Genomic DNA, 26,621 nt, shown 5'->3' on the forward strand with positions numbered 1-26,621 from the left:
CCGCCCGGCTCCTCAAAGTGACGACGAGCAAGTCCGACCACGCCACCAGAGCCCGCATCCCCAAGCGCGCACAATCACATGAGGCAACGAAACCACCCTCGCGCGCATCTTGACATGAGGCAACACGCGGTCGACGATGTGGCGTGTGGGACTAACCAATACCAAAGTGACGCAAGAGAATTCAGCAAGCCGGTTCGGCGGTTAGTTCGCGAGAGCCCGCCTCGCATAGGCGCGTACGTCGGCGTCGCCGTCGTCGAGCGCGCCGGCCAACGCCTCTCGTGCGAGTGTGGCCTCCTCGGAGGACGCCCACCGAGTGAGGCTCAGTACGGCGGCCTTGCGGACGTCGAGGTGCGGATCGGACAGCGCTCGCGACAGCGATTCTACGGCAGCGCCCGGTGACGGCGCTCCGGCCAACGCGCGGGCCGCGCCCTGCCGGATCTGCCAGGCCGACGCGGTGAGTGCGCCTTCGACCGTCGCCACATCGACGTCGTCCCAGCCGATGGTTCCCATTGCCGCCAACGCCGCGGCCCGCACCAGGGGGTCCGTATCCTCGATGAGCCCGCGGACGGTGTCGGCTCCGGTACGCAGTGTGCCTAGCCCGTTCGCGACGCCGATGCGCACTTCCCGATTGGCATCACTGCGGGCCGCCGCAACCCCGGCGTCATCGTCGACCGACACCAACGCGCGGACGGCCTCGATACGCACCCCGTGATCCTTGTCGGCGAGCGCTCGGCGGTACTGCTCGACGCAGCCGGCCCGGCGGGAGCACAAGACGTAGACGGCGGCACCCCGAACGACAGGGTCGACGGACGTCAGGAGGGTTCGTAACGCGCCCGGGTCGGGCAGTACCTCGACCAGTTCGCGGATGCCGTCGGCCGCGACGCGACGCACTGCGGCGTACCTATCGCTCAGCGCGGTAAGCAGCGCAGACGCATACCCGTCAGGCAGGTGCTCAGTGAGCACATCGACAGCCGTCCTGCGCACCCCGGCGTCGGCATCGCGCAGGAACGGCGCAAGCTCATCGATCGTGGGCTCGTCGAGTGCCAGTAGGGCAGCGATGCGCGGCGACGGTGGCTGTGCCGCCGCGCGGTCGCGGACCCGGGACACTTCGGAAGCCGGCGCCTGCCCACCCACGAGGTCGGGCTGGCGCACGGGGATGGGTTCGGTTTCACCGCTCGGCAGTTCGTCGAAGCCGGGCACGGCGACGAAGTACGGCGCGACAGGCCGCTTGAGGAACTCGATGTCGCCGTCGGCGGTCTTGCGAAGGTTGAGGTGATAACGCCAGCCGACGTCGTCGCGTTCGGGGGTATCGCTGCGGTCGTGGTAGAGCCCCCAGCGGGACTCCGTGCGGGTGAGCGACGAGCGCGCAGCCATCTCAGCGCAGTCGCGAATGAACGACACCTCCACCGCCCGCATCAACTCGTGGGGCGTCATTGCGCCGATGCCCGCGATCTCGTCACGCATCCGGTCGAACGTCTGCACCGCGATGGACAGTTTGGCGGCCGTCTTGGGCGGGGCGACGTAGTCGTTGACGAAGCGTCGAAGCTTGTACTCCACCTGGGTCTGCGGCGGACCGTCGGGATGCTGCAGCGGCCGGTAGATCAGTTCATGCGCGGTCGCGATTTGATCGTTCGGAAGCTGTTGCGGCGCTTCGACATCGGCCAAGGTAGACGCCGCGTGACTGCCGGCAAGATCGCCGTAGACGAAGGCGCCGATCATATAGTTGTGCGGTACGCAGGCGAGGTCACCTGCAGCATACAGACCTTCGACGGTGGTACGCGCGTGCTCGTCGACCCAGACGCCGGAAGCGGAATGACCGCTGCACAGACCGATTTCGGAGATGTGCATCTCGATGTCGTGAGTGCGGTAGTCATGGCCGCGGTTGGCGTGGAAGGTGCCGCGGGTCGGCCGCTCGGTCGTGTGCAGAATGCCCTCGAGCGTGTTCAGCGTCTCGTCGGGTAGGTGGCTGACCTTGAGGTAGATGGGTCCGCGCGCCGACTCGATCTCGCTCTTGACCTCCGACATCATCTGCCCCGACCAGTAGTCGGAGTCGACGAACCGCTCTCCCTGCGCGTTGACCTGGTAGCCACCGAACGGATTGGCGACATAGGCACAGGCGGGCCCGTTGTAGTCCTTGATCAACGGATTGATCTGAAAGCACTCGATTCCCGAGAGTTCTGCGCCGGCGTGCAGCGCCATCGAATAGCCATCGCCTGCGTTGGTCGGGTTCTCGTACGTGCCGTACAGGTAGCCCGACGCGGGCAGCCCGAGCCGCCCGCATGGTCCGGTGGCGAGGATGACGGCCTTGGCGCCGACCACGACGAATTCACCGGTACGGCTGTTCAATGCCGCGGCGCCGACCGCCCGCCCGTTCTCGGTGAGCACGCGGACCGGAACGAGCCGGTTCTCGATGCGGATCCTCTCGCGCATCTTTTTCTGCCGCAGGACGCGATAGAGCGCCTTCTTGACGTCTTTGCCCTCCGGCATCGGCAACACGTATGAGCCGGAGCGATGGACGCGACGCACCGCGTACTCGCCGTGCTCGTCCTTCTCGAACTTGACGCCGTAGCGCTCAAGCCGCTGCACCATCGCGAAGCCGCGGGTGGCGGTCTGATAGATGGTGCGCTGGTTGACGATTCCGTCGTTGGCGCGGGTGATCTCGGCGACGTAGTCCTCGGGTGTGGCCTTGCCGGGGATGACCGCGTTGTTGACGCCGTCCATACCCATCGCCAACGCACCCGAGTGCCGCACGTGGGCCTTTTCGAGCAGGAGAACCTGCGCGCCGTTCTCGGCTGCGGTGAGGGCGGCCATCGTTCCTGCCGTGCCGCCGCCGATGACGAGGACATCGCAGTCGAGCCGGACGGCGTCTTCGAGTAGAGGAACTTCCATCAGCTGACTGACTCCGAATGATCCAGTGCGGCGATCACTTCGGCGCGCATTGCCGCGCGTGTGACGCTGGTGTCGCGTGGTGACGGTACGTCGAGCAGTGCTCGTAACGGCTGGCCCGCGCGCCCGAGGACCGCGATGCGGTCGCCGATAAGCAGCGCCTCGTCGACATCATGGGTGACGAAGACGACGGTGGTCGGGTGCGCCCGCCAGGTGTCGATGAGCAGGTGCTGCATGGTGGCGCGGGTCTGCGCGTCGAGGGCGCCGAAGGGTTCGTCCATCATGACTGCGCGCGGCGCACCGGCCAGTCCGCGGGCAAGTTGTACACGCTGACGCATACCGCCGGACAAGCTCTTCGGAAGATACTTCTCGAATCCAGTGAGGCCGACGTCGGCGATCCAGCGCAACGCTTCTTCGCGACGGCCCTGGCGCGGACGCCCAGCCAACTTGAGCGCAAGCTCGACGTTTGATTGGACTGTGCGCCAGGGCAACAGCGCGTTGTCCTGGAACACCATCGCCCGGTCGCGCGACGTCGTGGTGACACGGTCGCCGTCGCCGAGCACCTCTCCCCTATCGGGTGGCAGCAGACCGGCGAGTGCGCGTAGCACCGTCGATTTGCCGCAGCCCGACGGTCCGGTCAGCACCAGGATCTCGCCGGGTGCGACGTCGAGGTCCAATCTGTCGACGACGGCCGCGCCTCCGTAACTGAGCACCACGTCGCGCAGCGCCAAGGACATACCCGTCATCGTGCGTTCTCCTCACCGCGGGGCAGCCAGCGGGTGACGCGGCGGCCGATCAATTCGACGGCGGCCGACGTCGCGAAGCCGAGCACGCCAATGGTGATGATTCCGACGAACACGTCCGGGTAGGCCAGCACGGTGTACGCCTGCCAGGTGCGGTAGCCGACGCCGAGTCGTCCGGAGATCATCTCGGCGGAGATCACGCAGATCCACGCGACGCCGATGCCGACGGACAGTCCACCGAAGACGCCGGGAAGGATCCCGGGCAACACGACTCGGGTGATGACGTCGGTCCGATTGCCGCCGAGCGTACGCACGGAGTCCTCCCACAGCGTCGGCAACGCACGGACGGCGTGGCGGGTGCTCACCATGATCGGAAAGTAGGCCGCGAGGAAAGTGATGAAAACGATCCCGGCCTCGTCGGTGGGGAAAAGCAGAATCGCCACGGGCACGATCGCGATCGCGGGGATAGGCCGAGCCAGTTCGGTGAGCGGGCCGAAGACGTTCGCGAACCTCGATGAGCGGCCGAGCAGGATGCCGGTGACGACGCCCGCGACCGCCGCGAGGACGAAGCCGGTGAGGATGCGGATCAGCGACTGACCGAGGTCCAACCAGTAGTCCTGCGTACCGATCCGGGTACTGAAGGCGGCGAGGACCTCGGTGACGGTCGGCAGCGTGTCGAACCGCAGCCACAGCCGAACATCGTTGGCGGTCAACACCTGCCATAGTGCAATGGCCGCTGCCACCGACGCGATGCGCACGGACCAGGCGGTCCAGCTGCGGCGTACCGGCGCCCTGACACCGGCTTCCGTCGGCACCGCGAAGGCGGGGGCGTCGGCGGTCAGCACCGCGGGAGCGGCCGTCACACCGCACCCACTAGCGCCTGCTGGTAGTCGACGACCGTCGCGCCGGGATGGCCTCCGATGTAGCGCTGCGCACCGGCGGGCGTTCCAAACGGCAGGTAGTTGCGCCCGTCCTGGACCCAGACGGACTTGTCGGCGAACCAGCGGGTGCCGAACTCGGTATCGGGGACGTAGGCGGCACGCACATGCTGACCGCCGGCGTTCGCCTCGCGGATGGCCCGCAGCAGGCATCCCGGGTTGGCGGCGGGTTGGGTGGCGTCCGCGCCGTCGATCCAAAGTTCGCTCGCCAGTTTGGGATCGGCAACAGCGACGTTGCAGACCGGGTCCTGGCCGCTCAGTGCGGACGGGTTGGTCGCCGAGTTCAGCGCCGCGTCGTAATCCTGCCCGCGCTCTGCGAACGCCTTGCGGATAGCGGTGTCGTCGACGAACTCGTCGATGTTCAGGTCGGCGAAGTCGCCGATGGACTTGAGGTAGGGCACGTCCCCCTTGAACGCCTCGATGAGTGACGGCTTGAGCGTGGTGTCGAAGCTGGTGCCGCCGGGTCCGTTGTAGAGGTACACGACTTCCTGCGGCAGACCGCTGCCCTCGGCGACCAGTTGGGCCGACTCCAGCGGGTTCTCGTTGAGGAACTCGGTGGCATCGAGTTGCGCCTGCAGGAACGCGTCGAGCACCTCCGGGTGCTGGCCGGCGTAGTCACGGCGGACGACGACCCCGTGGAAGGTCGGGTAGTCGCCCTCCGCGCCGTCGTAGAGCAGCTGGGCCTTGTCCTGGAAGACGAGCAGGCCCGGCCAGGCTACGAACTGCGAAAGGGCCTGCGCCTGGCCTGATTCCAGTGCTGATGCGCCGACCTGCGGCTGCTGGTTGAGCACCTCCACACCCGTCTTCGGATCGATGCCTGCGTTGTCGAGCGCGCGGACCAGCGTGCCGTGGCCGGCGGAACCGACGCTGGCGGAGACCTTCTTGCCCTCGAGGTCGCTGATCGAGCGGACTGGTGAGTTGGGCGGGACCACGACCATATTGAGCGAGCCGGTCGGGCTGTATCCGGTGACCGACACGAACTCCGTGCGGGCACGTTCGTTCGCCTGGGTCTTGGACCCGTTGATGAGCAGCGGGTAGTCCCCCATCGAGCCGATGTCGATCTTCTCGGCGACCATCTGCGCGGTGATGGGCGCGCCCGTGTCGTAGTCCTGCCACTGCACGTTGTACTTCTTGCCGGTGGTATTTGAGACGTCGGCGAGACGCTGTTCCAGGAAACCCTTGGCCTTCAACAAGGTTCCTGCGGTGACGGTGTTGATCGTCTTCGACTGATACCCGACGACGACGTTGACCGTGCCGTCGGACTGAGACTGTGAGTCGAGCGAGCAACTGGCGAGTGCGGCGGTGGTAACGGCGGCGAGCAGCAAGGCGAGTGCGCGTTTCATGGGATGTCCTGGAGTCTTATCGGAGGAGGTAGGGCATGTTGACGGAGACGGCGCCGGTGGGACAGCGCGCCGCGCACGGGCCGCAGTACCAACACTCGTCGACGTGCATGAACGCCTTGCCGTTCTCGGGGTTGATGGCCAACGAGTCGAGCGGGCAGATCTCGACGCACAACGTGCAGCCTTCGATACACAGCGACTCGTCGATGGTCACCGGCACGTCGACGCGCTGATTGACCTGGGCCATCAGTTCCCCCTAATCAGATTGCTGCGCAGAGTGATTCGGTCCCCGCGCATACGGATGTACTCGAGGTCGACGGGTCGGCCGTCGTCCAAATGGGTGAGGCGCTCCAACAGCAGCACGGGCGCGCCGTCGGGCACTTGCAGGATCGCCGCCGAATGTGCATCGGCGGCAACGGACTCGACAGCCAGGGTGGCTCCGCCGAGGCGACGGCCGGTGACCTGCTCGATGAGCGCGAACACGTCATTGACCTCGAGGGAATGCTCGACGACCGCACGACCGATGTCGGGGGCGAGGTAGGTCATGTCCAGCGAAAGAGGTAGATCGCCGAGGTAACGCAGGCGTTCGATGAAGACCACGGGCTCTGAAGGACGGAGTTGCAACCGGTAGGCGACCGACGGCGGCGCAGCGACGTTCATGGTCGTGCGCACTTCATTGCGGATTTCGCCGTAGCCCTTGAACGTCTCCTTCAGACCGACGAGCGCGTCGAGGCCGTGGTCGTACTTCCTGATCGCGACGTGGGTACCGGTGCGCGGCCCGCGGTCGATGAGGCCTTCGTCCTTCAACGCCGCGAGTGCCTCACGAACGGTGTTGCGGGAGACGAAGAACTCATCGGCGAGGTCCTGCTCGCTCGGCAGCCCATCGGAATAGCCGCCGGCATGGATCTGGTGCCTCAGGACATCGGCGACCAGGCGCGCCTGGTCGGCGCGGGGTCGGCGAAGCGGTGTCGGTTCCGCACGGTGCGCACGGGCTTCTTGGCTGGCCACGGTCACCTCCCGGGGGCTGTTCGTCGTGTGACTGACCTGGTCAGTGACGCTATCGGGGGATTCGGCGGTGCCCGCGCGATCGATTACGGGGGCCTGCGCGGCGCACCCCATTGCGCCGGTCCAACGCGGGACCGACCTGCTGTTAAGGGGCTTGCGGCCGCCATTGCGCCACTTATGGAACGGTGCAACGGTTTCAAATCGCGGTGAGCAGAACGCCCACCGCAGATGAGTTCGGGGGTGCTAGACCTTCACCGTCACCGGCAGCACGTTCCAGATGTCGTCGGAGTACTCGGCGATGGAGCGGTCCGACGAGAACTTGCCGCTGCGCGCCGTGTTCAGGATCGACATCCGCGTCCACGACGCAGTGTCCCGCCACGCCGCGCTCACGCGCTCTTGACATGCGACATAGGACGCGTAGTCGGCGAGAACCAGGAACGGATCGTCGTGCCGCAGGTTGTCGACCAGCGGACGGAACACCTCGGTGTCGCCGCGGGAGAACCGCCCACCCGCGATCAGATCCAGCACCGCGGCCAGCTCGGCGTCGCCGTCGATGTAGTCCGACGGCCGGTACCCGTCGCGCTTGACCTGCTCGACCTCGTCGACGGTCAGACCGAACAGAAAGAAGTTCTCGGCGCCCGCCTCCTCGCGGATCTCGACATTCGCGCCGTCGAAGGTGCCGATCGTCAGCGCGCCGTTGAGCATGAACTTCATGTTTCCCGTGCCCGACGCCTCCTTACCCGCCGTGGAGATCTGCTCCGACAGATCGGCCGCCGGGTAGATCAGGTGGGCGTTCTGCACATTGAAATTCGGGATGAACGCGACCTTGAGGAACTGGTTGACATCCGGGTCGTCGTTGACGGTCTCGCCAACGGCGTTGATCAACTTGATGATTCGCTTGGCCAGAAAGTAACCGGGCGCGGCCTTGCCGCCGAAGATGAATGCCCGCGGCGGAAGGTCGATGCCGGGGTTGGATTTGATGCGGTGATACAAGGTGGCGATGTGCAACACGTTGAGGTGCTGACGCTTGTATTCGTGAATTCGCTTGACCTGGATGTCGAACAGCCAGCCGGGATCGAGCTGCACGCCGGTCGTCGATGACACATAGTCGGCCAGCCGCGCCTTGTTCGCCCGCTTGACGTCCCGCCACTTACCGCGGAAGGCAGCGTCGTCGACGAACGCTTCGAGCCTCTGCAACCTGTCGAGGTTCGACAGCCAACCCTCACCGATCGTGTCGTCGAGCAGATTCCGCAGGCCCGGGTTCGCCAGCGCCAGGAACCGTCGCGGAGTGACCCCATTGGTCTTGTTGGAGAAGCGCTCCGGCCACAACTCGAAGAAGTCCTTGAGCACGCTCTGCTTGAGCAAGTCCGAGTGCAGCGCCGCGACGCCGTTGACGGCGTGGCTGCCGACCGTGGCCAGGTGGGCCATTCGGACGTTCTTTCCGCCGTCCTCGCCGATGAGCGACATCCTTCGCAACCGGTCGTCGTCACCGGGGAACGCCGCACGCACCTCGTCGAGGAAACGGCGGTTGATCTCGTAGATGATCTCGAGGTGCCGCGGCAGCGACTCGGCGAACAATCCCAGCGGCCACGTCTCCAACGCTTCGGGCAGCAGCGTGTGGTTGGTGTAGCCGAACGTGGCCACCGTGATGTCCCAGGCCTCGTCCCAATCCAGTTGACGTTCGTCGACCAGCAGCCGCATCAGTTCCGCGACGCCGATCGACGGATGGGTGTCGTTGAGCTGCAACGCGAATCGGTCGGCGAGATCGGTGACGGACGCGTCGGCCAGGTCATCCATGATGTGCAGGACGTGCTGTATCGAGCACGAGACGAAGAAGTACTGCTGAAGCAACCGAAGCCGCTTGCCCACGTCCGGCTCGTCGTTGGGGTACAACACCTTGGTGACCGTCTCCGAGGTGACCTCGTCCTCGACGGCCTTGTAATAGTCCCCGGTGTTGAAGGCATCCAACGCGAACGACTCGACGGCGCGTGCACTCCACAGGGTCAGCACGTTGCACGTGTTCACGCCGTAGCCCTGAATGGGGGTGTCGTAGGCGACACCTTTCAAGACGCGGCCGGGCACCCAGCGGACGCGGTCATGTCCGGCGTCGTCAAGGTAGTGCTCGGTGTGGCCGCCCCAGTTGACCAGATAGTTGACGTCGGGCTTCGGGATCTCCCAGGGGTTCCCATTGGCTAGCCAGTTGTCGGTCTTCTCGACCTGCCAACCGTCGTGGATCTCCTGATCGAAGATGCCGAACTCGTAGCGGATTCCGTAGCCGATGGCCGGGCGCTCCAGCGTGGCCAGCGAGTCCAGGTAGCACGCGGCCAGCCTGCCGAGGCCACCGTTTCCCAGCCCGGGTTCCTCCTCGCAGGCCAACACCTCGTCGAAGCCGACACCGATTCCCTCCAGCGCCGCGCGCGCCTGCTCCTCGATCCCGAGGTTCAGCAGATTGCTGCCGAGCTGCGGGCCCATCAGGAACTCGGCCGACAGGTAGCACGTGACCTTGCGGCCCAGATCGAGCGAGGTCAGCGTGGACGCCGCCCGGTTGTCCTGCATGCGATCGCGGACCGCCAGCGCGGTCGCGCGGTAGAAGTGCTCCGGCGTCAGGGCAGCGGCCGGCCGGCCGATCGAGTAGCGAAGGTGGTCGACGATGCCCCGTCGCAATGCATCGGCGGACCGCCCGGAGCGGCTGCGCTCATCGAGGTCGGCGGCTTTTCCATTCTGGGTGACGTCGCTCATTGCCGGAGTGTGGCATTAAATGACGTCGCACAAATGAACTTCAGGCGAGCATGATGTAGCCATGCGCAGCGTAGTCACCTCTGTCGAGGACCTCCGTGCGATCGTCGGAGAACCGCAGCAGGCCGTCGCGAACAAGGTCAAGGACCGGCTCTCGCCTGTGCAGCGGGATTGGCTGGCGCACTCTCCGCTCGGCTTCGTTGCGACGACCGATGCACGGGGCCGCGTCGACGTCTCCCCGAAAGGCGATCCTCCCGGTTTCGTTCACGTCATCGACGACACCACCATCGCGATCCCGGAACGGCCGGGCAACAAGCGGGTCGACGGCTACCTCAACGTATTGCAGCGCCCGCAGGTCGGCACTCTGTTCTTGATTCCCGGTCGCGGCGACACGCTGCGGATCAACGGCGCGGCCCGGATCCTCTCTGACGCCGACTATTTCGACGCGATGGTGGTGAAGGGCAATCGGCCCATCCTCGCGCTGGAGATCGACATCGAAGAGGTGTTCTTCCACTGCGCCAAGGCTTTCATGCGCTCAGACACCTGGGACCCGTCGACGTGGAATCCGACGGCGCTCCCGAGTGTTGCGGAGCTCGCCAAAGCCGTTCGTAGCGACTGGACTTCGGCCCAGCTCGAGGAGTACTACGGCGAGGACAACTACCGCAAGATGCTCTACTGAGTCAGATCTGGTTGATACCGCCGTCGACGGGGATGTCGGCACCTGTAGTGAAGCTGCTCAGATCCGAGGCCAGGAACAGCGCGGTCTTGGCGACCTCGTCGGGCGTGCCGAAGCGGCCCATCGGAACGATGCTGCGCTGGTAATTCTCGAACTGCTCCCGGGAATCAGGCTGCCCGTCGAAGAGCATCCGGGCGAGCGTCTCGATCCCGGGTGTATCGGTCGCACCGGGGCTCACGGAGTTGACACGAATTCCACGGTCCCGCAATTCAAGAGCCCAGGTCCTGGCGAACGAGCGCACAGCGGCCTTGATTGCCCCGTAGACCCCGATCGCGTCGTTGCCGCGTACCGCGGTCGTGGACGCGTTGAGGATGACCGACCCGCCGTCGTTGAGTAGCGGCAGAGCTTTCTGCACCGTGAAGACGACACCCTTGAAGTCCACCCCGAGTTGGTAATCCAACTGCTCTTCGGTGATTTCTCCGATGCGTGCCACTTCGAGAATCGCGGCGTTGGCGAACACCACGTCGATGCGCCGACCACTTTCGGCGACCACGGAGTAGAGCCGGTCGAGATCCTCGGCCTTGCTCACGTCGCCCTGGACCCCGGTCGTATGGTCGCCGAGTTCCTTGACCGCCAAGTCGAGCTCGGCCTGCCTGCGGCCGGTGATGAAGACGTAGGCGCCCTCCTCGATGAACCGCTTGGCGGTGGCGAACCCAATGCCGGTCGAGCCGCCGGTGATGACCGCTGTCTTGCCCTCAAGTAGTGCCATGTTCGTGCCCTTCACTAGTTATGTACTAATCAGTCAATAACTAGGACGTACTGGATCCACGATCTATTCCGCACCGGTCAAGGGGTGGGAATGAGCGCGATCATCTCTTCGGCCGCGGTCTTGAGGTGGGGCGGCTTCACACCGCCTTCGTGCAGCGCCTCGATACCGCGCATGAAGGTCAGCAGGGTGCCGGCCAGCGCCTTCGCGTCGACCTCGGCATCGATGTCCCCGTCCTGCTGCGCTTCGGCGACGGTGTCGGCGAGTTCGTCGCGCCATACCGAGTACGCGCGCTCGACCTTGCTCTTCACCTCGTCGTCGGTGGAGCCGAGTTCTGCGGCGCTTCTTGCCATCATGCAGCCGCGCCTGGCCTTGTCGGTGGCGGCGGCCATGGCCTGCCAGCGGATATGGCGCGTCAGCCGTTCGTAGGCGCGGTACTTGGGGTCGTGTAGTTGGGCACGGACGCCGTCGAGAGCAGTGGCGATGTAGTCGTCGAGCGACCGCATGAACAGACCGTGTTTGTCGCCGAACGCGCCGTACAGGCTGCCCTTGCCCAGTCCGGTCGCGGCCGTCAGGTCGTCGACCGAGGTTGCCCCGTAGCCGCGTGTCCAGAACTCATCGCGGGCGGCCGCGATGACGTCGGACTCCTCGAACTTGCGGGGGCGGGCCATATCCCACACTACGTCCGTTTTGGAATGAATATTCCGTAAAGTCTGCTGTGAAGAGGCTCCGGTCGGCTCAGGGCTTGATGGCGGCACGCAACTTGCCCGCCGGCACCGGAGCGAGCGCCGACGCGATGGCGTCGAGGTCGACGGGGTCGGCGACCACGCTGTGCCACGGATACGCCTCGAGTGTGCGCTCCAGGAACTTCACAGCGCGGGTGAGGTGCCGAGGTTCGTAATTGTGGACACCGGTGATCGTGAGCCACTGCCGCACCATCGTCTCCGGGCTCACCTCGATCCGCCGACCCGGCATCACCGAGCCGGCCAGCACCAGCACCCCGCCGGTACTCAAGCGGCCGAACGCCGAATCGATTGCCGTCGAGGACCCGGAGAAGTCGATCGCTGCGTCCACCGACCCGCCGCCGTCGGGCGTTCCGCCGAATCGGCTCACCATCTCAAGCCGCTGTTGATCGAGGTCGGTGACGCGCACCCGCGCGCCGGCCTCGGCGAGCGCCGCGGCGGCGGTGAGGCCGAGCATGCCCGCCCCGACGACGAGCACCCGGCGTCCGGCGACGTTGCCCGCAGCTTCCAGGGTCGCCATCACCGTCGCGGTCGCGCATGCCGCGGGTGCGGCCACCGCATCGGGCATGGCGTCTGGCACCTTCGCCATCGCCGTACCTGCAGGCAGCACAACGTGTTCCTCATAGGCGCCGGACAGCGGCCAATCGCCGTCGAAACGTTCATGACCGACCTTTCGCACCGAAGAGCACTTCGCAGTGAATCCGGATCGGCAGCGTGCGCACCTGCCGCATGACACGGTGACCGACCACACCACGCGGTCCCCGACCGCGACCGAGCGGGTGCCTCCCGCGACGACGGTGCCGACGGCCTCGTGCCCCAGCACCGAGGGGCACGGTGCGCGGCGGCGGCGGGTCACGGTGTGCAGATCACTTCCGCACACGGTGGCCAACCGCACGCGAACCAGCGTTTCGCCACTGCCGAGTTCGGGCAGGTCGACATTCTGCACGTCGACGCCGCTGCCCGTCCACACCGCGGCGCGGGTCACACGAGTCTGGATCGTATCCATCCTGACAGCCTCTCGATCGTGTAGACGATCACGAAGATGATCAGCACGATGGCGCCGGTGACGTCGAAGTTGACGGTGCGGATCGATTCGAACAACAGGAACCCGATACCGCCCGCGCCGACGATGCCGAGAATCGTCGACGTCCGGATGTTGACGTCGAACATGTAGAGACTCGACCCCACCATCGATGGCATCGCCTGTGGAATCACCGCGGAGAACAGCACTTTCCACCATCCGCCGCCGACCGACCGGACCGCCTCCATGGGTCCGGGGTCGATCTCCTCGACCGAGTCCGCCACCAGCTTGGCCAGGAATCCGATGGATGCGATCGCCAACGCACAGGTGCCTGCGACCGGTCCGAGCCCCAGCGCGGCGACGAAGACCACCGCAAGGATCAGCTCCGGCACCGCACGTACCGCGAGTATCCAGCCGCGCGCCAGCCAGTAGACGGTTGCGTTCGGAGACACGTTGCGGGCAGCCAGGATTCCGACCGGGATCGACAGCACGATGCCTATCGCCGTCGACACCACACCGATCGCCACCGTCTGCAATGCGGCTGCCCACAGGTCAATGCCCAGCGCCTCGAAGTTGGGCGGGATCATCCTGGTGAAGACTTCCAGCGACGGTCCCACCCAGGTGAACAGAGATATCGGATTGATCTCCAACACGAGAAGCGACGCGATGGTCGTGACGATGAGCAGGCCGGAGAACACGAAGCGCATCACGCGATCTCGTCGTGGACTCGATTGGGACGGGTTGAGCAGCATGCGCCGCACCCAGATCGCCAGCAGTTCCATCGCCACGATGATCACCAGGATCACCAGCACGATGCCCAGCGCTCGCGGATAGATCAGCCCCCGCAGTGCGTCCTGCAGCGCGAATCCGATGCCGCCCGCGCCGACGAAGCCGAGCACCACCGACATGCGCAGGTTGATGTCGATGCGATAGACGAACGTACCGATCCACGACGGCATGACCTGTGGGATAACGGCATTGATCATCTCGCGGAAGTACCCGACCCCCGTGCTGCGCACCGCCTCCCGCGGACCCGGGGCGGTCTGCTCGATCGCGTCGGCGAACAGTTTGCCGAGCATGCCGATGGAGTGCACGGCCAGCGCCAGAATGCCGGGCAGGATACCGATTCCCAGCGCCCGCACGAACAGCACGGCGAATAACAGGTCGGGCATCGCGCGACAGAAGGTGATGAAGGCACGTGCCACGGCATACACCGCCGGATGGGGGGTGGTGTTTCGAGCGGCCATGAACGCCAACGGAACCGAGGCGATCGCGGCCAGCACCGTACCGAGCACCGCCATCAGCAATGTCTCGAACGCCAGGTTGCCGATGCGGCCCGGATCGTCAAGCCGCGGCGGCAGCATGCGATCCAGCAGCCGCATCACATCGTCGAGACCGTCGACCAGGGTGGCGAGGTTGAAGTCGATGTACCACGCCGCGGCCAGGGTGGCGACCACCGCGCCCACTGCCAGGATCGGCAGCAATCCCGGCAGCGGAGCCCGCTTCCGGACGGGCGGGGCCGCACCCGGGTCGGCAGGAGGATCCTGCAGCGCGGTGCTCACTACTATCCCGTCACCCGTGATTTCGACTCTGCGACTGTGGGATCCACGCGTTGGTAGATTTCCATGACGTCCTCGCGCGTCATCCCGACAGCGGGCCGGTCCAGCACCTTCTGGCCGTTGCGAAGACCGACGAGCCGGTGCGCCCAGCCGAGCGCGAGGTCGATCTGGTGCAGGGTGCAGACCACGGTCAGCTTCTCCTCGACGCAGACCTGGAACAGCAGATCCATGACGACACCGGCGTTTTCGGGATCAAGGGAAGCGACCGGCTCGTCGGCAAGCAGAAGTCCCGGCTGCTGCATGAGCGTGCGGGCAATCGCCACTCGCTGCTGCTGTCCGCCGGACAGTGTGTCGGCGCGTCGCTCGGCGAACTTCGCCAGACCGACACGGTCGAGGTGCGCCATCGCCTCGCTGCGCATCTTCCTCGGATAGGTCAACGATCCGTACCGCGGCACACTCAGCTGACCGAGCCCGCCGATGAGGACGTTCTCCAGGCAGCTGAGGCGGCCCACGAGGTTGAAATGCTGAAAGACGAATCCGACATTGCGGCGCAGCGCCCGCAGCTGCGCCCGCGACGCCGTATCGACCCGCGTCCCGCCCACCTCGACGGTGCCCGATGTGACGGGATGCAGACCGTTGAGGCAGCGCAGCAGCGTGGACTTGCCCGATCCCGAAAGACCCAGCAGCACAACCAGTTCACTGCGGTGCACGTCAACGGATACGTCGTCGAGCGCGAGGGTGTCGCCGAATTTCTTCGTGACGTTCTTGGCTGAGACGACAACGTCGTCGCCCGCCACTGGCGAGTCGGCGTCCGACATCAGGTCAGCTCTTGCACTTCTCGGAGCCGGTGACCTCGCACACCTTGCGCACGCCGTCGTAGTCGGAGTCCGAGGCGGCCACGACACCCCATGCACGTTCGTCGGTGATCAGGCAGCCGTCGCCTTCGCAGAAGCCTTCCTGTTCCAGCACTTCGGCGTTGGCCTTCTCCGTGAAGACCTTCGTGAGCTTCTCGATGGCTTCGGTGCCCAGCGAGTCGTTGGCCGCGAACACCGAACCGGCGATCATCTCCGACTTCCACACCGTCTTGATGGCACCCGGCTGCAGATCGCCCTTCTCGATCAATGTCGAGTCGACCATGCTGTCCTGCGCGAAGCCCGCGTCGCAGTCACCCGAGTTGACGGCCAGCACCGCCGCGTCGTGGGCGCCCGCGTAGATCGGGGTGACGGCGGCGGAGATGTCGGCCTCCGACCCCGACGTGATCACGCCCTCCTCGATGAGCCCGGCCGTCGGGTACAGGAAGCCCGACGTCGAACCGGGATCGACGAAGCACACCTTCTTGCCCGCGAAGTCCGGAAGGCCGTTGACGGCGCCGTTGTCGGCCTTGGCGATGCCGTATGACTGGTATCCCGGCTCTTCGCCCTTCTCCCCGATCACCGCGCCGAGCGGCGTGATCTTGGCGCCGTTGAGGCCGGCCACCACGTAGGCGAACGGGCCGAAGAAGGCCAGGTCGACGTTCCCGGCGATCATGCCCTCGACCACACCTGCATAGTCGGAGGCCTGGACGAACTCGACCTTCGATCCGGTCTCTGACTCCAGCAGCTTGATCAACGGCTCGTAGCTGGCCTTGAGGTCCGCGGAGTTCTCGGATGGGACACCGGCCAGCTGGATCGTCTCGGGGAAGCCCTGTGCGTTCTTCTCGTCGGATGCGGAATCGGAGCCCGAACATCCGGCTAGTACAAGCGCTGATACGGACACCACGACTGCGGCGGTCAGGAAGCGGTGGCGAATTTTCATGCGTGGCAATCCTTTTGGTTGGGCGATTTCAATCGGACAAGACGTGCTCGGGGAATTCGGCCACCGAATCCAGCACGTGGGTGGCTCCGGCGGCGAGCAGCGTTTCGGTGTCGTGGGCGCCGGTGAGAGTGCCTGCGACGATCGAGGCGCCGGCCCGCACTCCGGAAAGGACGTCGCTGGCGGTGTCACCAAGGACAGCAACCTGCGCGACGTCGTCGACGCCGGCCAGCATCAGCGCGGTGAGCACGAGGTCCGGATAGGGGCGGCCGCGGCAGCCCTCGCCCGGTGCCAGCGTCAGGTCGGCGATGTCCTGCCATCCCAGCGCTGCCAGCAATCGCTGTTGGGTCGACGGACTGAAGCCGGTGGTCAGTGCGACCTTCACGCCGGCATCGCGAAGCTGTGAAATCGCCTCCGCCGCACCGCTGATGGGTGTCACACCCTCGTCGATGTGCTTTTCGTAGGCCTTCTCGAATGCTGCGTTGGCCTCGTGCGCGCGGTCCTCGGTTCCGAACAGAGCCCGGAAGACCTCGATCTTGGATTGGCCCATCGTGTCCAGGACGTACTGCCGGGCCTGCTCGCGTTCGTCGCCGCCGGCGGGGACTCCCACCGCGGACGCTGCTTCATCGAATGCCCGGATGACCAGGCCGTCGTCGCTGACAGTGGTACCGGCCATGTCGAGCACCGCCAGCGCGATTTCGTGTTTCTGGTCTCGCACAGCCACACCCTGTGCGGTGGTGCGGACCATCAGGTACCGGCCGGCGAAACGCAGGATGAACAGTCGTTGGCGAGTTGGTCTAGACCACTGCGTCGGTATGGTCGACGAGATGGCGGCCACAAATCACCGGAAAGAGATCGTGGCGGCCGGCGTCGGAGTTGTCCTCGTCGTCGCGGCGTTCGTGGTGCCGCATCTGGACCTGGGCGTCGTCACGCCGCTGATCAATGCGACTCCCGACCGCTTCAAGGACTTCGCGGGCACCGCGCCGATCTTCGGGTGGTGGAATGCCCACGTCGGCTGGGGCACGGTCCCGGCCATCGTGATCGGTGTGGCGGCGGTGCTGTGGGGACAGTCGGTGGCGCGGCGGTTGCCGTGGCGATGGGTGCCGTGGGTCGCCTGGGCGACGGCGTGCGCTTGGGCGTTCTCGCTGGCGATGATCGACGGCTGGGAGCGCGGCTTCGCTGGACGGCTCACCGCCCGCCACGAGTACCTGCGGCAAGTGCCCACCGTCGTCGACATACCGGACGCGGTGCGCACATTCGCCGGCAGAATCCTGGATTACCAACCGGATTCGTGGATCACCCACGTGTCGGGTCACCCGCCGGGCGCGCTGCTGTCCTTCGTCTGGCTTGACCGCATCGGGCTGGGCGGCGGCGCATGGGCGGCGTCGCTGTGTCTGCTCGTCGGTTCCAGCGCCGCTGCCGCGATCGTGGTTGCGGTGCGCGCCCTGGCCGACGAGAACCTCGCTCGGATGGCGGCACCGTTCGTCGCGGTGGCGCCGACAGCGATCTGGATCGCGGTATCGGCCGACGGCTACTTCGCCGGAGTCGCGGCCTGGGGTATCGCCCTGCTGGCGTTGGCGGCTCGGCGCACGACCCGGTGGCCGATGCTGGCAGCCGTCGGCTCGGGACTGCTGTTGGGCTGGGGCATCTTCCTGAACTACGGCCTGGGGCTCATGGCGATTCCCGCGATAGCGGTGTTGCTGGCCGCCGTGGACTGGCGGGCGGCGCTGCGCGCGCTCGTTCCCGCGGTTCTGGCGGCGCTCGTGATCGTCGCGGTGTTCGCCGCCGCGGGCTTCTGGTGGTTCGACGGCTATGTCCTTGTTCAGGAACGCTATTGGCAGGGCATCGCCAATGACCGTCCGTTCCAGTACTGGTCGTGGGCCAATTTCGCATCGGTGGTGTGTGCGATCGGCCTCGGCAGCGTGGCGGGCATCGGTCGGGTCTTCGACCGTGCCGCGATCAGGCTCCGGCCGGGTCTGCATCTGGTGGTGCTCGGCGCGCTGATCGCGATCGTGTTCGCGGATCTGTCCATGCTCAGCAAGGCCGAGACAGAGCGCATCTGGCTGCCGTTCACCATCTGGCTGACGGCGGCGGGAGCACTGCTGCCGCCGCGGTCACAGCGCTGGTGGTTGGCCGTCAACGTCGTCGGGGCACTCGCACTGAATCACCTGATCCTGACGAATTGGTAACGGAAGCGGACCAGGGGCACACAACAGGGGCATGACAAGTGACTCTGGAGTGATGGCCGACGGTGATCCGCCACCGCCACCGACGGACTCGGGCGGATACGGATTCCCCAGGCGGGTGTGGCGCGGGGTGGATAAGCACCCGCCGCCTGGGTTGCAACGCGCAACGCGTTGGCGTAGCCCGCTGCGCGGCCTCTGGTTGACATCGGTTCTGGGGTCGGTGCTGCTGGTCGCGCTCCCGGTGGTGACGATCACCGGGCTGCTGTCCTACATCGCGTACGGACCGCAGTTCGGCCAGGCGATACCGGGCGACGTCGGTTGGCTCAAGTTACCGACGTTCGACTGGCCGACGGACCCGTCGTGGCTGTATCGGCTCAATCAAGGCCTGCATGTCGGACTCGGACTGGTCCTGATCCCGGTCGTGTTGGCGAAACTCTGGTCGGTGATCCCGCGGTTGTTCGCGTGGCCGCCATCGCGGTCGATCGCACAGTTACTCGAACGCATCTCCTTGCTGATGCTCGTCGGCGGCATCCTGTTCGAGATCATCACCGGCGTCCTCAACATCCAGTACGACTACATTTTCGGCTTCAGCTTCTACACGGCCCATTACTACGGCGCGTGGGTCTTCATTGCAGGCTTCGTGATCCACATCGCCTTCAAGATCCCCCGCATGTGGGCGGGACTTCGGTCGATGTCGATGCGAAAAGTACTGCGCACCAATACCAAAGACACCCGTGCCGAGCCATACGAGCCAGACGGTCTTGCCGCTGCCGAGCCCGGACCAGCGACGATCAGTCGCCGCGGCGCCCTCGCTCTGGTCGGTGGTGGTGCCCTGTTCGTGGCGGTGATCACGGCGGGTCAGACCATCGGCGGCTGGACCCGCCAAACTGCACTCCTGCTGCCGCGCGGACTGAGTCGTGGTGACGGCCCCAACGACTTCCAGGTCAACCGCACCGCCGCCGCGGCGCAGATCACCCCCGATCTCACCGGCGAGCGATGGCGCCTCACCCTGACCGGTCGGCCCGGACCGATAGTGCTCGACCGCGCAATGCTGGCCGCGCTGCCCCAGCACACCGCCCGCCTGCCGATCGCGTGCGTCGAAGGGTGGTCCACCACCGAGACGTGGACCGGGGTGCCGCTGCGGGATCTGGCCCGGATGGCCGGGGTACCCGACCCGAAGTCCGCGTTCGTGCGTTCAGTGGAACGCTTCGGTGCGTTCAACCGCGCCACCCTGCAGGCCAACCAGGTCATGCACCCGGATTCGCTTCTCGCACTTCGAGTCAACGACGCCGACCTGTCACCCGATCACGGCTTCCCGGCGCGAATCATCGTTCCGGCAATGCCGGGTGTGCACAACACCAAATGGGTAGGCTCTATCGATTTCAGGACCGAATGACTTGATAATCAACAGTTTTCGCCGGATCTACGGGTCGCATCCGCTGCACCTGCTGACGCTGACCGCCGGCTTCGCACTCTTCGGCTACGTGTTGGCCACCATCAAGCCCCAGGCGTTGTGGAACCCGAACGTATGGTGGCAGTCCATTGCGGTGTGGTTCGCCGCCGCGATCATCGCCCACGACCTCGTCTTGTTTCCGATCTACTCGCTGGCAGACCGGTTGTTGGTCGCCACCGGCGGGGGCCGCCCATCGGCTTCGCGGGTCCCGGTCCTCAACTACGTCCGGGTACCTGCACTCGGCGCGGGGCTGTCACTTCTGGTTTTCCTGCCCGGCATCATCGAGCAAGGCGCGCCGACGTTCAAGGCCGCTACCGGTCTGACTCAGGACGTATTCCTGGGCAGGTGGCTGCTGCTCACTGCGGCGATGTTCGCCGTCAGCGCGGTCATCTACGCGATTCGGCTGGCTCGCACCGGCCCGCTACGCCGGAGTGAGACTGGCCAGGACGCGCTGGCCGATCGGATGGATGTCCGTCAATGCCAGTCCGGCTTCCTGGGCGAGCCCAGCCACGCAATCGATGCCGACCGACGCCCACCGGAACCAGGGCCCGACCGTTCGGGATGACTCGAGCCGCACCCAGCCGGTGTGGACACCCGTTGCCACCGGGTCGAATTCGGCGATGCACCGGCCGCCGCGATGCAACAGCTCCGCCGATCGCCGGAGTACCCGCAGCGGGTCGCCGCCGAGCCCGACGTTGCCGTCGGCGAGGAGCACCGTGTGCCACCGCCCGGTCGCAGGCAGGGTGTCGAAGACATCGCGCCGAAGGACTGGTGCGCCGCTGCGTCGAGCCAGACAGACGGCGGTCTCGGACTGGTCGACGCCAAGTGCGGGTACACCGCGGCGAACCAGCTCGGTAACCAATCGCCCTGGCCCGCAACCCAGGTCGATGGTTGGACCACTGCACAGTCCCACCACAGCATTGTCGAACTGGTCGTCGGCATCGCGCCCACCGATCCACTGCCGCACCGGAAGCTTGCACACTTCGCCGTCGTCCCGCCTGATCCAGCAGCGTTCGCCGTCCAGCGCGCGGTCATAGAGGTTCCCCAACATGTCAGTGCATCACCCCCGCAGTGGCACGGACGAACCGACTGTCGGCCGCGCACATCTGCCGCACCGCATCGATGTCGTCGACGGTGTCGACATCGGCCAGCTCGGCTACAAGGTCCACGTGAAATCCCTTCGCACACAACGCAGCCAGGGTCAGCGCACCCGTGTCGGGCCGCGACATCGGCACTTCCCGCAGACAGTCGGCCATCGACGCATCCGAAACGCCAAGCACCCACCATCCGCCATCGTCAGCCAGTCCCAGCACCGCATCGGTGCCGATGAGTTCGGTCCCACATTCGACAATCATCTCGGCCGACACCTGGGGTGTGTCCATGCCGATCTGGAGCACCCTTCGGTTACCTGCCGCTGCCGCCGCGTCGACATGGGCGTTGGCGAGGCGCTCGGCGAAATCGTCGCCGCGCTGCGGCACGACGGTGAACGCGGCAAGGCGGCTGCGGATCTCGTCGGATGCAGCGGCGGCATCGAGATCTCCCGTCATCGCCACCACCCGTGCCTGTACAGGTGCGGCGGCGACCGCGTCAAGGGTGTCCAGCAGCGCCGCCGCCGCGATGGCGGCGGCGCATCGATCGCCGACCGAAGCGGCCAGACGTGTCTTGGCCAGTCCGGGCACCGGTGCCTTCGCGACGACGAGTGCGACCACCGGAATCACGAGATCACCCGCCAGAAGTCCATGGCCGCCACCACACTGCCGCGCAGCGACCCGCTCACCTTGGATCTCCCGCCGGTTCGCGGCCCGTAATCCACGTCGCGCTCGACGACCTGCCAGTCCGCGGCCGCCGCCCGCACCAGCAGTTCGAGCGGATACCCCGACCGGCGGTCCTCCACACCGAGCCCCAACAACGCATCGCGGCGCACCACCCGCATCGGGGCGATGTCGTGCACGGGCAGGCCATGCTTGTTTCGCAGCCGCCAGCACACGGCCGCGGTCCCGGCGCGGGCATGCCACGGCCACTTGAGTCCCTTGACGGCGCGCCGCCGTCCGATCGCCATATCGGCTCCGCGTTCGAGGTCGCCGACGAGTTTCGGCAGATCGCGCGGGTCCAGCGAACCGTCGGCGTCGATGACCGCCACGATCGGCGTCGCCGCCGCCACGATCCCGGCGTGTACCGCGGATCCATAGCCCGGACGGGTTTCGGTCACCACGTCCGCACCGTGGCGTCGCGCTACGTCAGCGGTGCCGTCGGTGCTGTTGTTGTCGACAACCAGGGCCAGGTACCCGTGCGGGATGGCCGCCAGCACGCCCGGCAGTGACGCCGCCTCGTTGAGGCACGGCAGCACCACCGTGACGGGACAGTCGGGCATATACCCGAGGCTATCCACTCCTGCAGGCGCTTAACCAGGCGATCCGTGACGAAACCATGACGTCGGCGCAGGTCGCGGGTTTACGAGGCTAACCTCGGTGGTGTGACGAGGGTGCTGATCGCCGACGACGACACCGTCGTCCGCGATGTCGTGCGCCGGTACCTGGAGCGCGACGGCCTCGAAGTCGCGATCGCCCACGACGGCAACGAGGCCCTGCGGCTGCTCGGTTCGCAGCGCATCGACGTCGCGGTGCTCGACGTGATGATGCCCGGCCCGGACGGGCTGACCCTGTGCCGCAGCCTGCGGCAGCGCGGCGACTATGCGATCCCGGTCATCCTGCTTACCGCGCTCGGTGAGGAAGACGACCGGATCGCGGGGCTGGAGGCCGGCGCCGACGACTATCTGACGAAGCCGTTCAGCCCCCGCGAACTGGCACTGAGGGTGCGGTCGGTGCTGCGCCGCGCGCCCACGCCGACGGGCCCATTGGCGCTCGACATCACCGTCGGCGATTTGAGCGTGTCGACGGCCGCCCGGTCGGTGACCGTCGCCGGGCAGGCGGTGTCGCTGACGAACCGCGAGTTCGACCTTCTGACGTTCTTCCTGACTCATCCCGACGCCGTGTTCTCCCGCGAGGAACTGTTGAAGCAGGTGTGGCGCTGGGACTTTGGTGACCTTTCGACGGTGACGGTGCATGTGAAGCGACTGCGGTCCAAACTCGGTGACGCGCATCGACTGCAGACGGTGTGGGGCCGCGGCTACCTCTGGAGCAGTGACGAGCAGCGAGCTCATGCCGACTGATTTATGGGAGATCGCCTCGTGGGCGCTGGCGTGCTCGGTGCCCGTTGTGCTGGCGGGCGCGATCATCATCCGGCTCGCCCGGTCGTGGTCGTTGGCGGTCAGCATGGTGGCGCTGGTACTGATCCCCGTCCTGGCGACATTCACCGGAGTCCTTGGCGCCAGCGGGTTCATGGTTACCGAGACGTTCGAGCAGACGGCGGTTGTGCTGGTCATCGTCTCGGTGGTGACGATTCCCGCGGCGGTGATGCTGGCGCGGTACCAGGCCCGCCGCACCGTATGGGAGCAGGAGATCCGTGACTCCGAACGGGCCGCAGAGCAGTCGCGCCGCCGTCTGGTGGCCTTCGTGAGCCACGACCTGCGCACGCCGTTGGCCGGGATCCGCGCGGTGTCCGAGGCTATCGCGGACGGCGTGGTGCCCCAATCCGAGGTGCAGGTACACGCCAAAACCATTGAACAGGAATCGATTCGGCTTGCCGAGATGGTCGACGATCTGTTCGAGATGTCGAAGATCAACGCCGGCGCGATACAACCCGCGCTGGACAAGGTGGCACTCGACGAGGTGGTCGACGACGTTTTGGCCGCGCACCGGATCGCCGCTGAGCGCGCCGGTGTGCACCTGAAGGCCGAGTTGCCCTCGAAACCCGTGCGGGTGGTCGGTAGCGATCGCGCGCTGGTCCGGGTGCTGTCGAACCTGGTGGCCAACGCGATCGCGCACACCCCTCAGGGCGGGCAGGTCTCGCTGGCACTCGGCGCTGACGAGAACGGCGCGTGGGCCCGGGTCGACGACACCGGCGTCGGCATCTCCGAGGCGGATCTGCCGCGGGTGTTCGACGTCGCCTATCGGGGCTCCAACAACCGTGTCCCGCGAGCGGATTCGTCACTCCCCAGCGGATCGGGACTCGGACTGGCCATCGCGGCCGGTCTGGTTCAGGCCCACCGTGGCACGCTGTCGGCGCACAATCTGAGTACCGGCGCACGGTTCGAGGTGCGGTTGCCGTTGGCGGCCGACGACTGAGGTCCACCGATGGTGGGGATGGCCCTACCGTCGATCGGGTAGCACACCGGATGTGTCCGACCCTGACACTTGCCTAGGGTGAACGACATGACCGCCGCCCCCGCGCAGCCCGAACGCGATGGCCTTCTCCGGCGTCTTGCCGGCGACAGCGGCTATCTCCTCAGTGGATTCCCGCTCGCGGTCGTCGGCTTCGTCATCATCGTGACCGGGCTGTCGGCCGGAGTCGGCCTGCTGGTCGTCGTCGTCGGCCTGCCCGTGCTGGCGCTGACCGTGCTGGTCGCGCGACTGCTCGCCGACATCGAGCGACTACGCATACCGGCGATACTTCGCCGACCGCGGACCCGGCCGACCTATCGGACATCGCAAGCGGGCGAGGGGATCTGGAACCGCATCACGACACCGCTGGCACAGACTCAGGGCTGGCTCGACGTCGCACATGCCCTCCTGCTCTTTCCGATCGCGGTGTTCACCTTCTGTGTCGCCGTCACGTGGTGGGCGGCGGCGATCGGCGGGACGTTCACCGTCGCGTGGGATTGGAGCATTCCGCGCGGACCGGACAACCAATCGCTCGCCCAGCTGATCGGGCTCGGCGACAGCGCGTTCGCCAGAATCGCCTTTCAAACGGCCATCGGGCTGGTCTGCCTGGTCACTCTTCCGGCGGTGATGCGGCTATGCGCGCTGGCCCAGGCCGGATTCAGTCGCCTTCTGCTGACCGGGGTCGCCGAGATGCGCGAGACAATCACCGTGCTGACCGACCAGAAGGCCGCGGCGGTGTCCGCGGAGGCGGTTGCGCTGCGAAAGCTGGAGCGGGACATGCACGACGGTCCCCAGCAGCGGCTCGTCCGACTGGCGATGGACCTGGGCCGGGCCCAGCAACAGCTCGATAGCGATCCCGAGGCGCTGCGGGGCACCCTGGCCGAGGCGGTCGACCAAACCCGGGAAACGCTCGACGAGCTCCGCGCGCTCTCCCGCGGGATCGCGCCACCGGTGCTGGCCGACCGCGGCCTACCCAGCGCGTTGGCCGCACTCGCCGGCCGGTGCACCGTCCCCGTCGAATTGGTGGTCGACGCCGATCTCGGCCAACCGCACGGTCGGCTCGACGCGGCTGTCGAGAACACCGCGTACTTCACCGTCTCGGAGGCACTCACCAACGTCGCCAAGCACAGCGGAGCGACCAACTGCTGGGTGACGGTCGCCAACGGGCCTGGCCGGCTGGCGGTGCAGATCGTCGACGACGGCAGTGGCGGTGCGCACGTCGCCAAGGGGCACGGCCTGAGCGGACTTGCCGATCGGGTGACGTCCACCGGTGGTGCGCTCACCGTCGTCAGTCCGGCGGGTGGGCCGACCGAGATCAAGGTGGAGCTGCCGTGCTGAGAGTCGTGGTGGCAGATGACTCAGTCCTGCTGCGGGAAGGACTGATTCGGCTGCTGTCGGAGAACGGCCACGACGTCGTCTCGGCGGTCGGCGACGGACCGTCGCTGGTGCACGCCATCGAGCAGCACACCCCGGACATCTCGGTCGTGGACGTCCGGATGCCGCCGTCGCACACCGACGAGGGCCTGCGCGCCGCAGTCGAGGCCCGCCAGCGCGTCCCCGGCTCCCCGGTGCTGGTGTTGTCTCAGTACGTCGAGTTGTCCTACGCCGACGACCTGCTGGCCGACCGGGTCGGCGGCGTCGGCTATCTGCTGAAAGACCGGGTCGCGGCCGTCGCCGAGTTCCTCGACGCGCTGGGTCGAGTGGCCGCCGGCGGCATGGTGCTCGACCCCGAGGTGGTGTCCCAACTGCTTGTACGTCGCCGTCGCAACGACCCGCTGAAGGAGCTGACCCCGCGCGAGCGCGAAGTGCTCGCGCTGATGGCCGAGGGTCGTTCCAATGTGAACATCGCCCGCACCCTGGTGATCGCCGACGGCTCGGTCGAGAAGCATGTGCGCAACATCTTCGCCAAGCTGACACTGCCACCCGATCTCGAACAGAACCGCCGGGTGCTGGCCGTGTTGGCATATCTCAGCGGCTAGACGACCCGTGTGACCTGCGTCTTACTCGCCAGCCCTAGTATTTGAGTGATCGTTCTACTATCGTCGCTAACCATGGCAACGAAGAGTGTGGACAAGGCGCGGCGCAAGTTCCGGTTCGAGCGAAACATGGGTCGTATCGTGATGAACCCGTTGGTGACGGCGCTGGACCGCCTTGGCATCCGTTCGTCACTGGTGGTCGAGCTCGAAACCATCGGTCGCAAGTCGTCAGAACCGCGCCGGGTGCCATTGGCCGGCCGTATCGACGGCAACGACCTGTGGGTCATCTCTCAACACGGCCGCCGCGCCGGCTGGGCACACAACATCGCCGCCAACCCGAATGTCCGAGTGCGGGTGAACAACGAATGGCGCACCGGCACTGCAACTTTCGAACCAGATGACGATGTGCGCTCCCGAGCTCGCAGCTTCGGCGGCGGCGGACGGTTCGGGCAGTCGGCGACCGCATTGACGATGCGCGCGATGGAGAGTGACCCGATCTCGGTGCGGATCGCCTTCGCGGGGTGACCGTGGCACCTCCTGTTTCGACCTGACTTGTGCGGGTAGTCCCCCCGCGTCGGGAGG

General features: G+C 66.4%; 25 protein-coding genes and 1 pseudogene. 9 read left to right on the top strand and 17 right to left on the bottom strand.

The annotated features are described in order from the left end of the window. Positions 1 to 201: 201 nt before the first annotated feature. From CSQ99_RS05765 to CSQ99_RS05795, 7 genes are all read right to left on the bottom strand, one after another. The gene (locus tag CSQ99_RS05765; protein ID WP_099038111.1) at positions 202 to 2,889 is read right to left on the bottom strand and encodes a fumarate reductase/succinate dehydrogenase flavoprotein subunit; all 2,688 of its coding nucleotides are present in this window, start codon (positions 2,887 to 2,889) and stop codon (positions 202 to 204) included. Next, positions 2,889 to 3,632, bottom strand: a complete 744-nt coding sequence (locus CSQ99_RS05770) for an ABC transporter ATP-binding protein (RefSeq protein ID WP_099038112.1) — start codon at positions 3,630 to 3,632, stop codon at positions 2,889 to 2,891. The genes CSQ99_RS05765 and CSQ99_RS05770 overlap by 1 nt, the downstream gene beginning before the upstream one ends. Further along, the gene (locus CSQ99_RS05775) at positions 3,629 to 4,444 is read right to left on the bottom strand and encodes an ABC transporter permease (RefSeq protein ID WP_099038284.1); all 816 of its coding nucleotides are present in this window, start codon (positions 4,442 to 4,444) and stop codon (positions 3,629 to 3,631) included. Before CSQ99_RS05775 ends, CSQ99_RS05770 begins: the two co-directional genes overlap by 4 nt. 44 nt (positions 4,445 to 4,488) lie before the next feature. After that, positions 4,489 to 5,910 (bottom strand): ABC transporter substrate-binding protein, encoded by a 1,422-nt coding sequence (locus CSQ99_RS05780; RefSeq protein ID WP_099038113.1) that lies wholly within the window; start codon positions 5,908 to 5,910, stop codon positions 4,489 to 4,491. A 16-nt stretch (positions 5,911 to 5,926) separates the two neighbouring features. Then, positions 5,927 to 6,154, bottom strand: a complete 228-nt coding sequence (locus tag CSQ99_RS05785; protein WP_099038114.1) for a 4Fe-4S dicluster domain-containing protein — start codon at positions 6,152 to 6,154, stop codon at positions 5,927 to 5,929. Further along, positions 6,154 to 6,915 (bottom strand): GntR family transcriptional regulator, encoded by a 762-nt coding sequence (locus CSQ99_RS05790; protein ID WP_245908737.1) that lies wholly within the window; start codon positions 6,913 to 6,915, stop codon positions 6,154 to 6,156. The genes CSQ99_RS05785 and CSQ99_RS05790 overlap by 1 nt, the downstream gene beginning before the upstream one ends. Positions 6,916 to 7,155: 240 nt before the next feature. Next, positions 7,156 to 9,651, bottom strand: coding sequence for a glycogen/starch/alpha-glucan phosphorylase (locus CSQ99_RS05795; protein ID WP_099038116.1), 2,496 nt, complete (start codon positions 9,649 to 9,651; stop codon positions 7,156 to 7,158). A gap of 61 nt (positions 9,652 to 9,712) precedes the next feature. Here CSQ99_RS05795 and CSQ99_RS05800 point away from each other — a divergent pair, with 61 nt between their 5' ends. Next, positions 9,713 to 10,327 (top strand): pyridoxamine 5'-phosphate oxidase family protein, encoded by a 615-nt coding sequence (locus CSQ99_RS05800; RefSeq protein WP_099038117.1) that lies wholly within the window; start codon positions 9,713 to 9,715, stop codon positions 10,325 to 10,327. A gap of 1 nt (position 10,328) precedes the next feature. Here CSQ99_RS05800 and CSQ99_RS05805 read toward each other — a convergent pair whose 3' ends face one another. The 7 genes from CSQ99_RS05805 to CSQ99_RS05835 form a co-directional block, all read right to left on the bottom strand. Beyond that, positions 10,329 to 11,093, bottom strand: coding sequence for an SDR family NAD(P)-dependent oxidoreductase (locus tag CSQ99_RS05805; protein ID WP_099038285.1), 765 nt, complete (start codon positions 11,091 to 11,093; stop codon positions 10,329 to 10,331). Positions 11,094 to 11,170: 77 nt separating this feature from the next. Beyond that, entirely contained in the window at positions 11,171 to 11,761 is a 591-nt protein-coding gene (locus tag CSQ99_RS05810) for a TetR/AcrR family transcriptional regulator (protein ID WP_099038118.1), read from the bottom strand. Between the two features lie 67 nt (positions 11,762 to 11,828). Continuing rightward, positions 11,829 to 12,839 (bottom strand): zinc-binding dehydrogenase, encoded by a 1,011-nt coding sequence (locus tag CSQ99_RS05815; protein WP_099038119.1) that lies wholly within the window; start codon positions 12,837 to 12,839, stop codon positions 11,829 to 11,831. Further along, on the bottom strand, positions 12,815 to 14,416 hold the full coding sequence (gene phnE / locus CSQ99_RS05820; protein ID WP_099038120.1) for a phosphonate ABC transporter, permease protein PhnE: 1,602 nt from the start codon (positions 14,414 to 14,416) through the stop codon (positions 12,815 to 12,817). Before phnE ends, CSQ99_RS05815 begins: the two co-directional genes overlap by 25 nt. Before the next feature lie 2 nt (positions 14,417 to 14,418). Then, positions 14,419 to 15,231 carry a phosphonate ABC transporter ATP-binding protein gene (gene phnC / locus CSQ99_RS05825; RefSeq protein WP_099038121.1) on the bottom strand — a complete coding sequence of 271 codons (813 nt, stop codon included), beginning with the start codon at positions 15,229 to 15,231 and terminating at the stop codon, positions 14,419 to 14,421. Positions 15,232 to 15,235: 4 nt separating this feature from the next. Continuing rightward, positions 15,236 to 16,207 carry a phosphate/phosphite/phosphonate ABC transporter substrate-binding protein gene (locus CSQ99_RS05830; protein WP_099038122.1) on the bottom strand — a complete coding sequence of 324 codons (972 nt, stop codon included), beginning with the start codon at positions 16,205 to 16,207 and terminating at the stop codon, positions 15,236 to 15,238. A 28-nt stretch (positions 16,208 to 16,235) separates the two neighbouring features. Beyond that, positions 16,236 to 16,922, bottom strand: a complete 687-nt coding sequence (locus CSQ99_RS05835) for a phosphonatase-like hydrolase (protein ID WP_281258452.1) — start codon at positions 16,920 to 16,922, stop codon at positions 16,236 to 16,238. 109 nt (positions 16,923 to 17,031) lie between these two features. On the opposite strand from CSQ99_RS05835, the gene CSQ99_RS05840 reads away from it, so the two are divergent. The 3 genes and pseudogenes from CSQ99_RS05840 to CSQ99_RS31755 all read left to right on the top strand — a co-directional run. Beyond that, entirely contained in the window at positions 17,032 to 18,393 is a 1,362-nt protein-coding gene (locus CSQ99_RS05840; protein WP_099038287.1) for a hypothetical protein, read from the top strand. 52 nt (positions 18,394 to 18,445) lie between these two features. Then, positions 18,446 to 19,786, top strand: a complete 1,341-nt coding sequence (locus CSQ99_RS05845) for a molybdopterin-dependent oxidoreductase (RefSeq protein WP_245908764.1) — start codon at positions 18,446 to 18,448, stop codon at positions 19,784 to 19,786. Positions 19,787 to 19,790: 4 nt separating this feature from the next. After that, positions 19,791 to 20,255: pseudogene (locus CSQ99_RS31755) on the top strand (hypothetical protein); the annotation flags it as partial. 9 nt (positions 20,256 to 20,264) lie between these two features. Here the strand turns inward: CSQ99_RS31755 and CSQ99_RS30675 are convergent. From CSQ99_RS30675 to CSQ99_RS05860, 3 genes are read right to left on the bottom strand one after another with little or no spacing between them, the layout of a single operon-like run. After that, positions 20,265 to 20,894, bottom strand: coding sequence for a methyltransferase domain-containing protein (locus CSQ99_RS30675; protein ID WP_141562649.1), 630 nt, complete (start codon positions 20,892 to 20,894; stop codon positions 20,265 to 20,267). A gap of 1 nt (position 20,895) precedes the next feature. Beyond that, positions 20,896 to 21,561, bottom strand: a complete 666-nt coding sequence (locus CSQ99_RS05855; RefSeq protein ID WP_099038124.1) for a TIGR04282 family arsenosugar biosynthesis glycosyltransferase — start codon at positions 21,559 to 21,561, stop codon at positions 20,896 to 20,898. Then, on the bottom strand, positions 21,558 to 22,214 hold the full coding sequence (locus tag CSQ99_RS05860) for a glycosyltransferase family 2 protein (RefSeq protein WP_099038289.1): 657 nt from the start codon (positions 22,212 to 22,214) through the stop codon (positions 21,558 to 21,560). The genes CSQ99_RS05855 and CSQ99_RS05860 overlap by 4 nt, the downstream gene beginning before the upstream one ends. Before the next feature lie 102 nt (positions 22,215 to 22,316). Here CSQ99_RS05860 and CSQ99_RS05865 point away from each other — a divergent pair, with 102 nt between their 5' ends. The 5 genes from CSQ99_RS05865 (at position 22,317) to CSQ99_RS05885 (ending at position 26,564) form a co-directional block, all read left to right on the top strand. After that, positions 22,317 to 23,012 (top strand): response regulator transcription factor, encoded by a 696-nt coding sequence (locus CSQ99_RS05865; RefSeq protein ID WP_099038125.1) that lies wholly within the window; start codon positions 22,317 to 22,319, stop codon positions 23,010 to 23,012. Continuing rightward, positions 23,002 to 24,027, top strand: coding sequence for a sensor histidine kinase (locus CSQ99_RS05870; RefSeq protein WP_099038290.1), 1,026 nt, complete (start codon positions 23,002 to 23,004; stop codon positions 24,025 to 24,027). The genes CSQ99_RS05865 and CSQ99_RS05870 overlap by 11 nt, the downstream gene beginning before the upstream one ends. An 87-nt stretch (positions 24,028 to 24,114) precedes the next feature. Then, positions 24,115 to 25,401, top strand: a complete 1,287-nt coding sequence (locus tag CSQ99_RS05875) for a sensor histidine kinase (protein ID WP_099038292.1) — start codon at positions 24,115 to 24,117, stop codon at positions 25,399 to 25,401. Further along, on the top strand, positions 25,398 to 26,042 hold the full coding sequence (locus tag CSQ99_RS05880; protein WP_099038291.1) for a response regulator: 645 nt from the start codon (positions 25,398 to 25,400) through the stop codon (positions 26,040 to 26,042). Before CSQ99_RS05875 ends, CSQ99_RS05880 begins: the two co-directional genes overlap by 4 nt. A gap of 72 nt (positions 26,043 to 26,114) precedes the next feature. Further along, the gene (locus CSQ99_RS05885; RefSeq protein ID WP_099038126.1) at positions 26,115 to 26,564 is read left to right on the top strand and encodes a nitroreductase/quinone reductase family protein; all 450 of its coding nucleotides are present in this window, start codon (positions 26,115 to 26,117) and stop codon (positions 26,562 to 26,564) included. The last annotated feature ends 57 nt before the right edge of the window (positions 26,565 to 26,621 follow it).

This window comes from Mycobacterium neglectum (assembly GCF_002591975.1).
GTDB classification, from domain to species: Bacteria; Actinomycetota; Actinomycetes; order Mycobacteriales; family Mycobacteriaceae; genus Mycobacterium; species Mycobacterium neglectum.